The sequence below is a fragment of the Advenella mandrilli genome, from assembly GCF_016595155.1.
GTDB lineage: Bacteria > Pseudomonadota > Gammaproteobacteria > Burkholderiales > Burkholderiaceae_B > Advenella > Advenella mandrilli.
Genome location: NZ_JAENGP010000010.1, coordinates 128,456 through 141,708 on the forward strand (window position 1 = coordinate 128,456; position 13,253 = coordinate 141,708).

Consider the following 13,253-nt stretch of genomic DNA (forward strand, 5'->3'; position numbering starts at 1 on the left):
TGCCATGACTATCACCAGTTATACCCCTCGTCCCGGTGCGAGCCGTTCGGCGCCACAGTTTGTGATGGACATGAATTCACTGCACCAGCTCAAGCAGCAGGTGGCGGGGCAAATGAATACGTCGCTGGAAGACATTGAAAAGGGTGAAAAAGAAGTTGCGCAGCAGTTTGAAGCCCTGTTTATTCAAACCTTAATGAAACAGGCACGGGCAACCCGCCTGGGAGAGGGAATGTTTGAAAGTGACCAGTCGCGCCTGGTGCAATCCATGGCAGATGAGCAAATGGCCTTGCATCTGGCGTCGGGTAAAGGAATCGGCCTGGCCGAATCTTTGCTGGGGCAAATTCAGGCAAGTGGCTCTGCGGCCATGCTTAATGCCGGTGCGGTCACTGAAACCGTCCCTGGTGTAGCGATGGGAAGTGCAGGTTCAAACCATCTGGAAAGCAAAGACGCGATTGGTGAACTTATTTCCTCTTTAGGCAACCGGATGCGAAGCTTCACGAAAAATATGGCGTCGGTCATTGGGGTGGCTGGCAATGCCCCGGAACGGGTGGCGGGTTTTGTTGAAAAAATGGGCCCGGCTGCCAGTGCGGCAGCGGCCAGTTCCGGTATTCCGGCTTCGCTTATTTTAAGCCAGGCCGCCCTTGAGTCGGGTTGGGGGCGACGCGAAATCTTGCATGAAAATGGCCAGACCAGCCATAACCTGTTTGGCATTAAGGCCACGGGGGGCTGGAGCGGTAAAGTGGTTAATGTCATGACGACTGAATATGTGAATGGGGTGGCCAAGAAAATGGAACAGCCCTTCAGGGCCTATGACTCTTATGAAGAGTCCTTTGCCGACTATGCCCGCCTGATTAGCCAGAATAAACGTTACCAGCATGTATTGACGGCAGAAAATGCCCACGAAGCCGCCCGGCAGATCCAGAAAGCCGGTTACGCCACAGACCCCAAATATGCCAGCAAACTGATCAATATCATGGGTTATTTTGATGACCGTTCATTGGCTGGCCGTAGCCAATTGGCAGAACAAAGCCGGAGCACCAATATTTAGGCTGGCCAACGCGCTTTTTTAGGTGGCCACCCTAAACAATTGGATTTTTCTGCCGTAAACCAATAGAAAGACAAGCAATATTTATTGACGGAACATTATGAATTTGGCCAAACTTGGGCTAACCGCCCTGAATACGGCGCAGGCTCGCCTGACAACAACCAGCCATAATATTAATAACTACGATACCGCCGGTTATACCCGGCAGGAAACTCTGATCTCATCGGCGGGCGGCTCTTCAACAGGCAGCGGTTTTTTTGGCCGGGGTGTCGCGGTCGATACCGTACGCCGGGCTTACAGCTCTTTTTTAAGCGACCAGCTTGTTAACAATGAAAGCAAGGGCGCATTGCTGGCCGCTTATGGTGGCCAGATTTCAAAAATCAATAATGTCCTGGCAGACCGTACCGTGGGTATCGGGCCGTCAATCCAGTCATTTTTTGAGGGGGTTAATGCGGTGGCCAGTAACCCGGCTGATCCGGCTTCACGCCAGGAATTGCTGGGCCGTACCCAAACCGTGGTGACTCAATTCAACGAGCTGGGCCATTTTCTGGATCAGCAACGGGGTGAAATCAATAGCCAGATTGACAACTCGGTCACGTCCATTAACGCCCATCTTAGCCGCATTTCACAGCTGAACCAGCAAATTGTACAGGCCAAGGGCGTTAATCCCAATCATGAGCCCAATGACTTGCTGGACCGACGTGATTATGAAGTTTCCCAATTAAGCCAGATTATTAATGTCAATGTGGTGGAACAAGACAATCAGGTCAGCATTTCCGTGGGAAATGGTCAGCAGCTGCTGACCCAAAATAAAATTTACCCCTTAACCACCGGCCCCTCGGCAGACAACCCCAAAAATACCGTGGTGTATGCCACCATTCCGGTTGGCAGGCAAGATGAGGTTGTTAAGGTTGAGCTGGACGAAGCAAAAATAACGGGTGGTTCGCTGGGTGGTTTGTTGAAATACCGCCGTGAAAGCCTGGAAGTGGAGCAACGTGAAGTAGGGCAACTGGCCACGGCGTTTGCCCTGTCCATGAACGAGGCCAATGCCAAAGGCCTGGACCTGAAAGGTGAACCGGGCAAGGCATTTTTCAATGTGCCTGCCCCTGTTGCCACGGCCAATGCCCAAAATGTGGGTAATGTCAACCTGACGGCCAGCTTTCAGGCTGAAGCAGCCGGCAAAATACAGGCTTCCGATTACGCCATTTATTTTGATGGCAGCAATTACTCGGTTACCCGTGAAAGCGACAACCATCTTATTCATACTGGTACCAGCCTGAATGGTGTTGATATTGACGGTATGCAATTGAACATGGATAGCGGGACGGCGTCAGCGGGTGACCGCTGGGTGCTGTCTGCGGTTGCTCACAGTCCGGTACAAATTAGTGTGGCCATGACCAGCCCCGAACAGATTGCCGCTGCCGATACAGAGGGTGGCGTAGCCAACGGTAATAATGCGCTAGAGATGGCAAAACTGCAAAGCAGCAAAGTGTTGGGTGGCCTGAAAACGTTTAATGAAAGTTTTTCACAAATCGTTAACCGGGTAGGGGTTCAGGCCCAGCAAAATGAATTCATGATGGCCTCCCAGGAAGCCCTGACCAAACAAAGTTATGCCTCCCAGCAGGCCTTGTCAGGAGTTAACCTGAATGAAGAGTACATCAATCTTGAGGCTGCCCAGGAAATGTTCATGGCCGCTTCACGCATTATTGAAGTCAGCACGGTGCTGATGGATACTATTTTATCTTTGAAGTAAGGGGTTAAGGCATGCGCATCAGTACCAGCCAGTTCTATAAATCAGGATTAAACACGATCAATGCACAGCAAGCCCGGCAGCTGGATATCTTTACGCAAATTGGTACCGGCAAGAAAATTGTTTCTCCTAAAGACGACCCGCTGGGGGCCGCCCGCGCTTTAAATTTATCCAATAATATGGCGATTAATGATCGCTTTGCCGAGAACCGCAGCATTGCCAACCAGAACCTGGCTTTTGAAGAAAGCATCCTGAACGAAGTGGCCACGACGCTGGTTGCCATTAAAACCAGAATTGTGGAAGCGGGCAATGGCACCATGGCTGATGCCGATCGGGCCACGCTGTCCGAGGTAGTAAACAGCCTGCGCAACCAGGTATTGGGCCTGGCCAATAGTACCGACGGTAACGGGCAATATATTTTTTCGGGCAACCAGTCAGACCGTGCCGCTTTTGCCCCCGATGTCACCGGCAACATCAACTGGCAGGGTGACCTGGGCAACCGTGCCATTCAGGTTAGTTCTTCGCGTCAGTTAAGTTCGGCCGATACCGGTTATACGGTATTTACCCGTGCCGTTTCCGGCGAGAATAGTTATTTGACATCGGCCGCCAACACCAATACGGGTACCGGACAAATCAGCGCGCCCAATATCAGCGATCCGAATGGTGCCAATGTTGGCAACAATTTCAGTATTGTATTTAGTGGCACACCGCTATCTTATACAGTTGAAACCCGTAATGCCGATGGCGTGGTGGTGGGCACCGACGGCCCCAATGCGTATGAGGCCGATAAAGAGCGACTGGCCTTGCCCGGCGGAGTCGATGTGGCGTTTTCCGGCACACCCGCCGAGGGTGATACATTTAGCGTTAATCATGCCCGGAATGAAGATATCAATATTTTCAATACGCTGGATGACCTGGCTGCCGCCCTTAATACGTCGACCAGCACAGACCCGCAAGCGGCCGCCCGGTTGCGCAATGCGATGTCATCGGCCACCCAGAGAATTGATGCCAACTACAACACGGTGCTAACTACCCGAGCATCAATTGGTACAAGAATGAATGAAATCGAGGCACTGGACGCCAGTGGCGAGCAACGCCGGCTTGATTTCAGAAGTGAAATTTCCGCCATTGAAGATGTTGATTATTATGAGGCAAGTACCGAACTGACCATGCGTGGTATGGCACTTGAGGCAGCATCCCTGGCCTTCAAAAAAATCCAGGGCCTTAGCCTGTTCAGGACATTAGGTTAATATTGGAGTTGGTGCAATGAATTTATCTGCAATACAAATTAAATCCAGCCTGCGTATTTTGGTAGCCATTATTATTTTGGGTACCTTTGCTGTGTTGGCCATGGCCGTGGTAAGCAATTTCCAAAGCACGGCTTCCATCCAGACATTAAGCCAGGCACTGGCGCAATATGCCCCGGCTGATGTGGCCCTGGACAACCAAAAATTGCTTGAACAGTCCGAACACAATACCCGTTATGTGATGTTGACCTCGGCGGTAATTATCCTGTTTACCCTGTTCTTTGCTTTTTTCGTGCATCGCCTGTTAACCGCAGTGATTGTGAAGCCGTTTGCCCGGGTAGAAGATTACTTCAGCCGCATGGCCAAAGGTGAGCTTAACCAGAATATTCAAGTGATTGGCAATAATGAAGTAGCCCGTATTATGCGTGGCCTGGTTGATATGCAAGACAAACTGGGCAGTATTGTTGATCAGGTTCGGGACAGCCTGAATGTGATTAATGAAAACGGCGACAAGCTGGGTGAAGACAATCTTAACTTAAGTTCACGTACCGAGCAGCAATCGGCAGCTTTGCAAGAAACAGCAGCCAGTATGGAAGAGCTGTCCAGCACCGTTAAGCAGAACGCTGAAAATGCCCGTCAAGCCAATCAATTGGCGGTTCAGGCTTCCCAAGTGGCTGAACAGGGCGGGGATGTGATGCGCAAAGTGGTTAGCACCATGGAAGAAATATCCGTTGGTTCTAATAAAATTGCCGATATTGTCAGCATGATAGACAGCATCGCTTTCCAGACTAATATTCTGGCTATTAATGCGGCGGTTGAAGCCGCACGTGCCGGTGAGCAGGGTAATGGTTTTGCGGTGGTGGCCTCTGAAGTGCGTGCCCTGTCACAACGCAGTGCCGAGGCCGCCAAAGAAATCAAGCTGCTGATTGACGCGTCGGTGGACAAGGTGGGCGATGGTGCCAAATTGGTTGGCCAGGCGGGTGAAACCATGAGAAATATTGTGACGTCTATTTCAGAAGTCACCACCATCATGGGTGAAATTTCTTCAGCCACCGAAGAACAGGCCACCGGCATTGACCAGATCAATCGGGCCGTTATCCAGATGGATAATGTGACGCATCAGAACGCAGAGCTGGTTGAACGTCTGTCTGCGTCAACCGAATTTCTGAATAATCAAATTGATGAAGCCATGAATACGATGGCCCTGTTTGTGACTAAAGGCCATCGTTCATTTGTGGATGACGCTATTTATCAGTCTAAAAAGAGCGGTGTTAAAAAATCATCACCCATGCTGGCCGCTGCCAAAAAAGAAGTACCATCGCTTTCCCTGCAGCAAGCCTGGGAAAAGCGCCTGGAATTTGGCGAGCAAGATGTGCCCTTGCTAACCGAGAAGCATGAAGAACTGCGTTCTCCGCTAAAGTCTCATAAAAAGCAGGATGATTGGGTCTCTTTCTAGTTAAAACCCGCCCATGACACGCCCCATCTGTTCAAATCCATTGAAGAAAAACCGTTCAAGGAATTGATTCAGATAGGGCAGTACGATCATTAACAGCATCATACTGAAGGTGAGGGTAATGGGAAATCCTACCGCAAATACCGACAATTGCTGAGCGGTACGGTTCAGGATACCCATGGCCAGATTAATCGTTAGCAGGGAAATAATCAGCGGTATGGCAATAAGCATACCCGCAATAAAAATCTGTGCACTCCATTCAATCAGTAGGCCAATGCCATTTAGTTGCAGGGTGGCATCGCTAATGGGCACAATTTCAAAAGACCGTGCCAGGCCCGAGATTAAAATAAGATGTCCGTTGCCGGCTACAAAAATTAGCATGGCCAGGGCATTAAGCAGGCGCGACATGACGCTGGTATTACCCCCGTTGGCCGGATCAAAAAAGGACGCAAAAGAAAGTCCCATTTGCAGGCCAATCAACTCACCGGCCATATTCACGGCGGCAAAGGCAATGCGCATGGTAAAACCCATGGCCATGCCAATCACAATTTGTTTGGCCATCATGACCATGGCCGCCCAGGAATCGGGGGGGATAGTTTCAAAAGGGCCAATAAAAGGTGAAATGGCTACCGTTAAAATAACTGAAATGCCAATCTTGACCATGACGGGCACGGTGGATTCGCCCAGGACCGGTGAACTGCCCACAAAAGCCGCAATGCGACACAGTGGCCACAGAAACAGGCCAATCCAGGTGTACAGTTGATCCAGGGTAAAGGTAATCATAAGGGGTAGCGGCTAAGCGGGTGCTTGCAAACGCGGGCGTTTACTGGGCCAGGCTTGGAATGGAAATAAACAATTCCCGTATGTAGTCAGTGAGCGAGCCGATCATCCAGGGCCCCAGCAGCACCAGTACGGCACCCACGGCCAGAATTTTAGGAATGAAAGACAGCGTCATTTCGTTAATTTGCGTTGCTGCCTGGAAAATGGCAATCACCAGGCCCACCACCAGCGTGGTAACCAGTAGCGGTGCCGCCAGCGAAAAAGCCAGACGTAACGCAATATACGTCATTGACATGATGGATTCTGAAGTCATGCAAATTCCTTGTAAACAGGTGCGGGCCGCGTTTATTGATAAAAGCTGCGTGCCAGGGAGCCTAATAGCAGGTGCCAGCCATCAGCCAGTACAAACAGCATGAGCTTGAATGGCAGGGAAATAGTGACCGGCGGTACCATCATCATCCCTAAAGACATTAAGACGCTGGCAATCACCAGGTCAATAATTAAAAATGGGATGAAAATGGTAAACCCGATCTGGAAAGCGGTTTTCAGTTCACTGGTCACGAAAGCGGGAATTAAAATACGCATGGGTACGGCTTCGGGGCTTTCAAATTCGGTCATATTGGCCATATCACCAAACAGGGCCAGGTCGCTTTCCCGGGTTTGGCCAATCATGAAGGCATGAATGGGTCGCGCTGCCCGTTCAACCGCCTGCTCGAAGGTAATTTGTCCTTCATTCAGGGGGGTGTAGGCATCTTGGGCAATTTGATCAAGTACCGGAGACATGACAAAAAAAGTCAGGAACAAAGACAGGCCGATAATCACGCTATTGGGCGGAGAGGCGCCCGTGCCCAAGGCATTGCGCAGCAAACCCAGCACAATCACAATACGGGTAAAACCGGTCATCATTAAAATAACCGCCGGTAAAAAGCTTAAGCCGGTTAGCAAAAGCAGGGTTTGCATGCTAAGCGAATACGTTTGTGAGCCATCCGGGTTGCTGGCACTGGTTAAGGCCGGCATGTTCACCTGGGCAAAAGCCGGGTCGGCCATTAACAACAAGGCGGGCAACAGGAAAACCAGCAGTGTTTTAATGGGTAAATGGTGCTTCAGGGCTTCGCGAAAAGACCGCTTGTGGGCCTCTGGCTTTACTTGAACACTTGTTTCAGGGGATATTTCGGGGGCAGGCATTTTATGCAACAAGTTGATTTGTTGGGCAGTTACACCCAGCACCAGTTGTTCGTTACCAGCCTGCACCACGACAATTTCACTACGCTGACCCAGGGGGGTACGGGAAATAACGGGCAAGGCGGGGTTACGCCTTATTTTACCCAGCAGCCCGGTTTTGCGGGCCACCATGCCAAACAGGATAATACAGAACAGTACCAGCCCCAGTGCGGCAAAAACCCGAATAATGGCCAGTTGATCCATAAACTATCCCTTTAACTTGGCAAGCGTCGTTTTAGCGACGGCTGAAAGGACGGTTCAGACGATTCAGGCGTTCGGCCGGGGTAATAATATCGGTTAAGCGCACGCCATAATTGCCATTAACGCTAACAATCTCGCCCTGGGCAATTAGCATGCCATTAATAAGAACATCCATGGGTTCACCGGCCTGTGCGTTAAGCTCAACTACCGAACCCTGTCCCAGTTTAAGAATATCCTTGATAGGCAGGCGTGCACGGCCCAGCTCAACACTAAGCTGAACTGGAATGTCCTTGATAAAGGAAAGGTCATGGCTGGCCTGGGTGGCAGGTGGTTCGGGATCAAAAGACTCAAAAATGGAATCGGCCGTTTGGCTGGCTGATTCACTGGCCTGTTCGGCCATGGCTTTTTCCCATTCGCTGGCCAGGTCGTCCTGGTTGATATCGTCAGATGGAGTAGTATTGCTCATGGTTTTTTCAGATTAAAGTGGATTTTCAGGATTAATGCGGCCGGGGCTCAGGTCATTGTCATTAAGCGAAATTTCATCATCAATGGTGCTGTCTTCAACGACCATTTTTGGCTCTTCGGGCGCGTCAAAATACGGAATTTCAAGGTGTTTAATAACGCTTAGGGCATAATGTTTGTTAAAAGTGCCATATTTGGCACTGAATACGGGGATGTTATCCACCGTTGCCTCTACTGCTGTAGGCAGTTCAATAGGCAGGACACTGCCTTCTTTCAGGGCCATTAACTGTTCGATAGTGCATTCGATAGTGGTGAAATTGGCTACCAGTTCAACCTGGGTAGCGGGCACCTGGCCCGATAGCTGGCGCAGCCATTTGTTTTCATTGCCCTTGACGCTTTCATCCTGGAAAGGTTCGGTTAGCAAGTCACGCAGTGGCTCTATCATGGAGTAGGGCAGGCAGACATTCAGCAGGCCGCCAATGGTGCCAAACTCTATGCGGATGGGGGTTACCACCACCACTTCGTTGCTGCCGGCAATATTGGCAAACTTGGTATGCATTTCAGAACGCAGGTAGTGGTATTTAATGGGGTGAACCGGTTTCCAGGCATGAATATAGCACTCTAGCGTGTGCATGAGCAGGCGCTGAATAATGCGCTGCTCGGTGGCGGTAAAGTCGCGTCCTTCAACCCGGGTATTTTGTTTTATTTGCCCGCCAAACAGGGTTTCTATAATCAGGAACACCAGCGTTGGGTCAAAGCAGAACAAAGACAGGCCGCGCAGGGGTTCCAGCCTGACCATGTTCAGGTTGCTGGGCACCGGCAGGTTGCGTTCAAATTCGGCAAATGTCTGGATTTTAATGGGCAATACCGAAATATCGGCATTGCGCCGCATGAAACTAAGCAAAACGGCCCGCAGATTGCGGGCAAAGCGCTCATTGATAAGCTCGAAGGTTTGCATGCGCTTGCGAATGACCCGTTCGGGCGACGACAGGTCATAAGGGCGAACGCCATCGGGGTACACCGGCTCTTCAGTTTCAATCTTGGGCGTGGGTGTCCCTTCTATTTCTGCGAATAGGGAATCTACCTCGTTTTGAGATAAAAACGTATCATAGGCCATTTTTATTGCACAACAAAATTGGTAAACAGAACATGGGTAATGTGTTGGGTATACGGTTCAGGATAAAACGCGGGTTGCAATACCCGTTTGACCGTTTCTTTGATTAGCTCGGGTGTTTCTTTGTCATGAATGGTTTCAGGGTTCAGGGAAGACAGCTCGATCAGGATACGGCTGCGGGCCTCGGGCAGATATTTGGTAACCCGTTCCATGCTGGCCTTGTCTTCGAAACGCAGGGTAAAGCCCACATACAGCACGCGAGAAAACCCGTTACGGTTAAGGGTAATGGTAAAGGGATCGAGTTCCAGGAAAATAGGATTGGCGCTAACAACAGGAACCGCTGCAGCGGCAAGCGGCTGGCTGGTTTGCTGGGCTGCCGGCTGGGCAGATTGTAAATTGCCCATGTAATACCACATGCCAGCGCCACCAATGCCAAGGCATAAAATAATAATAATCAGTGTCTTGAAAAAAGACCCCGACTTGGGAGTTGCGTTATTTGTCTCTTTGCTCATGTAGGGCCATTAACCAAATCTAATAAAAACACCAGGATCAGCCTCTATTCTCGCTTATAAACAGCAAAGCCATAGCCTGGAATAAAGGGGGTTTTCTTCCTTTATAGGCCATTTAAAGGGCTATGCCAAAAGATTGGCAGTGATCGTATCAGGCAAACGTGTTGATCAGGCCATCGTGCTGGTGTGATGGCCTGGCGGCAGGCCCGCTGGACTCGATCAGGCCATCAGGGCTGTCTTCAGTTTGGGCAAGCGCGCCTGAAGCGTTATGTTCATCCATGAAGAAACTTTCTTGCTGGTCTTGCTGTTCTACATGGGCCTGCCCCAGGGAGAGTCCTTTTTCCTGCAAGGCCTGGTGCAAATCGGCCAGGGAATTTTCTAGCGCCTGGCGAACCGTGGCGTTGCTGGCCACAAATGCCGCCTGAGCCACCCCATCCTGAATGCTGATAGAAACTTTAATGGGACCCAGCTCGGGCGGGTCTAGCCGCATTTGGGCAATATGTGTGCCATTAACCTGCTGCCTGAAAAACAAGCTGGCCTGGGTGGCCACTTGCTGGGCCATGGCCTGTGACCAGCCGGGGTGGTAAAAAGAAGTGCCTAGGGCAATAAGGGGGCTGGCGGGTGCCTGGGTGTTGGTAACCGAGGCGCTAGCGGCTGCCGCAGAATGGGCCGCCACCGAAGACTCAAGCAGCTTGCCAGCTGCCTGGTCTGCCGCCATCATCTGGTTGGCCTGCAGTTGGGCAGATTTTTTCAGATTGATGTTTCGCGGGTCTGCCAGGTTGGCCGTATCCGTCTCTGGTGACAGGTGGCCAAACAAAGCGTCGCGAAGCTGATCGGCCGCTTTTTTATTGGTGTTAAGACTGGTGGCCCGGCCCGCGACGGCTTGTTTGTCAAGTGCTGCCTGCTGGCTGGCCGTAAGCCTGTTATTTTCTGTATTAAACAAGGTCTCTGGTTTTGCCTGGGCAGAACCCGCCTGCGTATCTTTAACGAGCCGTGCCAAAGCCTCTGAAGTGGCCTTCTCGTCTCCTTCTGAATTAGCCAGATTTTTGCCAGACAGGCGAGTGGACAGGTTTCGTTGAGGTTCGATAAGCTGGTGTAAAAGGGTGTTTTCAAAGGCCGGTTTGCCTTTGGATTCTGTATTCAGGCCCGTTGCCAGCTTGTCTTTCTGAAGAATGACCTGTTCTGGCAATAAGTTGGCCTGCTGGGCCTCATCCGGGGGTTGCGCGGCGTTCAGTTCATTGTCTGACGTCGTGGATTCGTGGGTGTCTACAGGGGTGTTTTCCTTGTCGGCAAGCGAGTCAGCTTGAGTCACCTCATTATTTGTTGATGTTTTGTGTTCAGTGGCGGGACGGCTATTTTCTGTCTTGCCCGAAGCCTGATTGCTTTGGGGGGCAGAAGATGGCTTGTTTTGCGCAGGCGCCGCAGTTTGCATGGCAAGAATGCTTGAAAACGCATTGTTGGTGCTGGCTGCCGGGTTGTTGCCGGCGTTATCACTGTTGGGAAAGTTGCTGGCATTCAGGTTGTTGCTGATGGTTGTCATTGTCATACCCATAAATTTAACTGCCAGACGCCTGGCGCCTGCTGGCGAAATAAGCCCGTGCGGCAAACTCGTCATTCATTTTCTGTTCTTGCCGGTTGGCAATTTTTAACTGTTCCTGCTTTCTGCGATCAATCAGCGCCTGCATTGAATTTACTTCACGGCGGGACTCAAACCAGGCTTCACGTTCTTTTTCCACCTGCTTGCCCAGCTGGGTAATAATGGCTCGCTGCTGCCCCAGTGCCTCTTCCAGGGTGGAAATGAATCTCTGGAAATTTACGCACTGGGCCGAACTCATGCCTTCTTTCAGGCGGGCCTGCAAACGGGCAATGTAATCCAGCCGATATTCACCCAACATCTCAAGCTGCTTACTTGCTTGTGTAAGGTTGGCTTCGGTTTGAGCAACCACTTTAGCCTTGTCGTCCATTTTCTGAACGGCCAGCTCATGCAGGGTTTCGAAAGAATCGCTGTGATGGTTCATAAGGTAAGTCCTGCAAACAGGCGACCAAGTTCCCGGGTGGCTTGTTCCATATCAACCTTTTCTTCAATATCCTGCATCAGGAACTTACGCAGGAAGGGGTAGCGGTCAATCGCTGCGTCAATTTCCGGGTCATTGCCTTTTTTATACGCACCCACGGCCAGCAAGTCACGGTTGCGCTGATACATGGAATACAGCTGCTTGAATTTGCGTGCCTGGACTAAATACTCTTTGCCCACCACCGCCGTCATGACCCGGGAAATAGAGGCTTCAATATCAATAGCCGGATAATGGCCGGTCTCGGCCAGCGAACGTGACAGTACAATATGCCCGTCAAGAATCGCCCGCGAGGCATCGGCAATCGGGTCTTGTTGGTCATCGCCTTCGGTTAGCACGGTATAAAAAGCGGTAATTGAACCGGCTGTTTTGCCATTCATGTTTTTACCATTGCCGGCCCGTTCCACCAGGGCGGGCAGGCGGGCAAACACCGATGGCGGATAGCCCTTGGTGGCCGGCGGTTCGCCAATGGCCAGGGCAATTTCCCGCAGTGCCATGGCATAACGGGTTAGGGAGTCCATAATAAGCAGCACATGCTTGCCCTGGTCCCGATAAAATTCGGCCAACCGGGTGGCATACACGCAACCCTGAATGCGCAGCAGGGGCGACACATCCGCCGGGGCGGCCACCACCACAGAGCGGCGCATGCCATCGGTGCCCAGGTTCTGTTCAATAAATTCTTTTACTTCCCGGCCACGCTCGCCAATCAGTCCCACCACAATCACGTCGGCCTTGGTATAGCGGGCCATCATGCCCAGCAAGACTGACTTACCCACGCCTGAACCGGCAAACAGACCCATACGCTGGCCACGGCCAACCGTTAGCAGGCTATTGATGGCGCGCACGCCTACATCTAGCGGCGTATCAATGGGCGCGCGGTCCAGGGGGTTGATATACGTGGCGGCCAACGGCGCCTGCCAGGCATTTTCAAACGGGCCAAGGCTGTCCAGTGGTTGGCCGGCGCCATCCACGACCCGGCCCAGCAAAGAAAAACCAACCGGCAGGGTATGGCCACCCTGGTTACTTAAGTTGGCATAAGCGTCATCGGCTTCCTGCAATGGAACCTGGGGTGGCAGGGTGGCTTCAACCGCTTCAACCCGCGCATTGGGTGGCAGGCCGGCAATATTGCCGTAAGGCATTAAAAACAGGGTTTGCCCCTGAAAACCCACCACCTCGGCATCTACCCATTTATTGCCCGCCATCTTGATACGGCAGGCCGCGCCCACTGGCAAGGCCAGGCCGCTGGCTTCCAGTACCATGCCGGTAGCGCGGATAATGCGTCCGGCACTGGTTTGCATCGGGCTGTCTTCTACCCGGCTGGCGGCACGCTTAAGCTGGTCTTGCCAGGCGGCAATGCCATGAATAGCGGGTGCTTGGGCGGGGGCAGGCTTATTCAAGG

At 51.6% G+C, this 13,253-nt stretch carries 13 protein-coding genes; 4 read left to right on the top strand and 9 right to left on the bottom strand.

Going from position 1 to position 13,253, the window contains the following annotated elements:
• Window positions 1-4: 4 nt before the first annotated feature.
• From flgJ to JHL22_RS09995, 4 genes are all read left to right on the top strand, one after another.
• Window positions 5-1,048, top strand: a complete 1,044-nt coding sequence (gene flgJ / locus JHL22_RS09980; RefSeq protein WP_200236665.1) for a flagellar assembly peptidoglycan hydrolase FlgJ — start codon at window positions 5-7, stop codon at window positions 1,046-1,048.
• Window positions 1,049-1,145: 97 nt separating this feature from the next.
• The gene (gene flgK / locus JHL22_RS09985) at window positions 1,146-2,798 is read left to right on the top strand and encodes a flagellar hook-associated protein FlgK (RefSeq protein ID WP_200236668.1); all 1,653 of its coding nucleotides are present in this window, start codon (window positions 1,146-1,148) and stop codon (window positions 2,796-2,798) included.
• Between the two features lie 11 nt (window positions 2,799-2,809).
• A complete protein-coding gene (gene flgL / locus JHL22_RS09990) occupies window positions 2,810-4,045 on the top strand; it encodes a flagellar hook-associated protein FlgL (protein ID WP_200236671.1) in 1,236 nt (411 codons plus the stop codon).
• A 16-nt stretch (window positions 4,046-4,061) separates the two neighbouring features.
• Complete coding sequence (locus JHL22_RS09995) at window positions 4,062-5,498, top strand: methyl-accepting chemotaxis protein (protein WP_200236676.1); 1,437 nt, start codon at window positions 4,062-4,064, stop codon at window positions 5,496-5,498.
• On the opposite strand, the gene fliR is transcribed toward JHL22_RS09995, so the two are convergent.
• From fliR to fliI, 9 genes are all read right to left on the bottom strand, one after another.
• Window positions 5,499-6,278, bottom strand: a complete 780-nt coding sequence (gene fliR / locus JHL22_RS10000; protein WP_200236680.1) for a flagellar biosynthetic protein FliR — start codon at window positions 6,276-6,278, stop codon at window positions 5,499-5,501.
• 40 nt (window positions 6,279-6,318) lie between these two features.
• On the bottom strand, window positions 6,319-6,588 hold the full coding sequence (fliQ, locus tag JHL22_RS10005) for a flagellar biosynthesis protein FliQ (RefSeq protein ID WP_200236683.1): 270 nt from the start codon (window positions 6,586-6,588) through the stop codon (window positions 6,319-6,321).
• Window positions 6,589-6,620: 32 nt separating this feature from the next.
• The gene (fliP, locus tag JHL22_RS10010; RefSeq protein WP_200236685.1) at window positions 6,621-7,700 is read right to left on the bottom strand and encodes a flagellar type III secretion system pore protein FliP; all 1,080 of its coding nucleotides are present in this window, start codon (window positions 7,698-7,700) and stop codon (window positions 6,621-6,623) included.
• Between the two features lie 31 nt (window positions 7,701-7,731).
• Window positions 7,732-8,163: a flagellar motor switch protein FliN gene (gene fliN / locus JHL22_RS10015; RefSeq protein ID WP_200236687.1), complete on the bottom strand. Its 432-nt coding sequence runs from the start codon at window positions 8,161-8,163 to the stop codon at window positions 7,732-7,734.
• Window positions 8,164-8,175: 12 nt separating this feature from the next.
• The gene (gene fliM / locus JHL22_RS10020) at window positions 8,176-9,276 is read right to left on the bottom strand and encodes a flagellar motor switch protein FliM (protein WP_200236688.1); all 1,101 of its coding nucleotides are present in this window, start codon (window positions 9,274-9,276) and stop codon (window positions 8,176-8,178) included.
• Between the two features lie 2 nt (window positions 9,277-9,278).
• The gene (locus JHL22_RS10025; RefSeq protein WP_200236690.1) at window positions 9,279-9,785 is read right to left on the bottom strand and encodes a flagellar basal body-associated FliL family protein; all 507 of its coding nucleotides are present in this window, start codon (window positions 9,783-9,785) and stop codon (window positions 9,279-9,281) included.
• 148 nt (window positions 9,786-9,933) lie between these two features.
• Window positions 9,934-11,322 carry a flagellar hook-length control protein FliK gene (locus JHL22_RS10030; protein WP_200236692.1) on the bottom strand — a complete coding sequence of 463 codons (1,389 nt, stop codon included), beginning with the start codon at window positions 11,320-11,322 and terminating at the stop codon, window positions 9,934-9,936.
• Window positions 11,323-11,338: 16 nt separating this feature from the next.
• On the bottom strand, window positions 11,339-11,800 hold the full coding sequence (gene fliJ / locus JHL22_RS10035) for a flagellar export protein FliJ (RefSeq protein ID WP_200236694.1): 462 nt from the start codon (window positions 11,798-11,800) through the stop codon (window positions 11,339-11,341).
• Window positions 11,797-13,251, bottom strand: a complete 1,455-nt coding sequence (fliI, locus tag JHL22_RS10040; protein ID WP_200236696.1) for a flagellar protein export ATPase FliI — start codon at window positions 13,249-13,251, stop codon at window positions 11,797-11,799. The genes fliJ and fliI overlap by 4 nt, the downstream gene beginning before the upstream one ends.
• Window positions 13,252-13,253 lie beyond the last annotated feature (2 nt).

Bases quoted from the DNA above. Each gene is read 5' to 3' on its own strand.
- fliR (WP_200236680.1), bottom strand. From the start codon at position 6,278: ATGATTACCTTTACCCTGGATCAACTGTACACCTGGATTGGCCTGTTT.
- flgJ (WP_200236665.1), top strand. From the start codon at position 5: ATGACTATCACCAGTTATACCCCTCGTCCCGGTGCGAGCCGTTCGGCG.
- JHL22_RS09995 (WP_200236676.1), top strand. From the start codon at position 4,062: ATGAATTTATCTGCAATACAAATTAAATCCAGCCTGCGTATTTTGGTA.
- flgL (WP_200236671.1), top strand. From the start codon at position 2,810: ATGCGCATCAGTACCAGCCAGTTCTATAAATCAGGATTAAACACGATC.
- JHL22_RS10025 (WP_200236690.1), bottom strand. From the start codon at position 9,785: ATGAGCAAAGAGACAAATAACGCAACTCCCAAGTCGGGGTCTTTTTTC.
- fliM (WP_200236688.1), bottom strand. From the start codon at position 9,276: ATGGCCTATGATACGTTTTTATCTCAAAACGAGGTAGATTCCCTATTC.
- flgK (WP_200236668.1), top strand. From the start codon at position 1,146: ATGAATTTGGCCAAACTTGGGCTAACCGCCCTGAATACGGCGCAGGCT.
- JHL22_RS10030 (WP_200236692.1), bottom strand. From the start codon at position 11,322: ATGACAACCATCAGCAACAACCTGAATGCCAGCAACTTTCCCAACAGT.
- fliJ (WP_200236694.1), bottom strand. From the start codon at position 11,800: ATGAACCATCACAGCGATTCTTTCGAAACCCTGCATGAGCTGGCCGTT.
- fliN (WP_200236687.1), bottom strand. From the start codon at position 8,163: ATGAGCAATACTACTCCATCTGACGATATCAACCAGGACGACCTGGCC.
- fliQ (WP_200236683.1), bottom strand. From the start codon at position 6,588: ATGACTTCAGAATCCATCATGTCAATGACGTATATTGCGTTACGTCTG.
- fliP (WP_200236685.1), bottom strand. From the start codon at position 7,700: ATGGATCAACTGGCCATTATTCGGGTTTTTGCCGCACTGGGGCTGGTA.